This is a genomic window from Cellulosilyticum ruminicola JCM 14822 (assembly GCF_001311925.1).
In the GTDB taxonomy this organism is placed as follows: domain Bacteria; phylum Bacillota; class Clostridia; order Lachnospirales; family Cellulosilyticaceae; genus Cellulosilyticum; species Cellulosilyticum ruminicola.
The window spans coordinates 1-1018 of sequence record NZ_BBCG01000167.1; the positions used below are offsets into that span (position 1 = coordinate 1).

The following is a 1018-nucleotide window of genomic DNA, read 5'->3' on the forward strand; positions in this document are numbered from 1 at the left end:
AAAGTTCTATATCATTGTCTCAAAAAACTACTAGTTTTTGAGGTACGAACTATTTACCGCTTACCAAATAACAACATATATTTTAAAAAATATTTAGTATATTATATTTTTAAATATTATTGATTTTTTAAAAATATAATATACTAAATATTGCCGCTGAGAGAGGGGGGTAAATGATTTATTTCAAAAAATTAATTATTGTTATATTATTTATTTTCATCATTGTTTTTATTTTTATTTTTAATAAATAGTCTTTCGGATTTTTCTAAATTAGACAATTCTAATATTCAAACATTATTATCTAAAAGGCTAGGAGAAAATGTAGAGTTGTTAGATGTAGAAAAAAATACTGAAGATATAAATGTATTATTTAGAAGTACAACTAGTAAAAAATAGGTGTAGCTAATTTTATTCCTCACAAATTTCTAAAAACTTATTATACATTATCTTCATCTAGTTTTTGTGAGGGAAACTTAGTAAAGAATATTAGACAAGAAGGGTCTAATTATTTTATTCAGATAGGTGGTTACAGTGCAGATTGTATTTATAAAAAATTAAATATATGTTTCAGCGATAGTTTTACTATTACAGAAGAAATTTCAGATGAGAATTATTTTATGAAAATATATAGACTATCTAATAAAGCCAAGATAGAAAAAATTTTCATTGAATAATAAATAAGAATTCAGGAGAAAGATTTTATTAAAGTATTAAAAAAATTAATGGCAATTGGAGTTTGTACAGTTATATTAGCATGTAATTCATGTGTTATTTTTGCAAATGATATTGATTCATCTGTAAATGTTACATATTCTAATGGTGATGATGAAATCTATGAAAAAATCACAACGTATAATGCTAGTAAAGGGAATTTATCATATGATGATTTTGATTTACCTTTAGATGAGGAGACAGATGGTAAATTAGTATCATAACGATATGTGCTAATTAATTTCAAACTACAATAAGGATAAATATGGTAAAGTGAAAAATTATAATAACCCTACGATAATTAAAT

1 protein-coding gene is annotated in these 1018 nt (G+C 22.9%); it reads left to right on the top strand.

Features of this window, described 5'->3' with window-relative positions:
* The first annotated feature begins 722 nt into the window (after window positions 1-722).
* Complete coding sequence (locus JCM14822_RS18700; protein WP_054744164.1) at window positions 723-935, top strand: hypothetical protein; 213 nt, start codon at window positions 723-725, stop codon at window positions 933-935.
* The last annotated feature ends 83 nt before the right edge of the window (window positions 936-1018 follow it).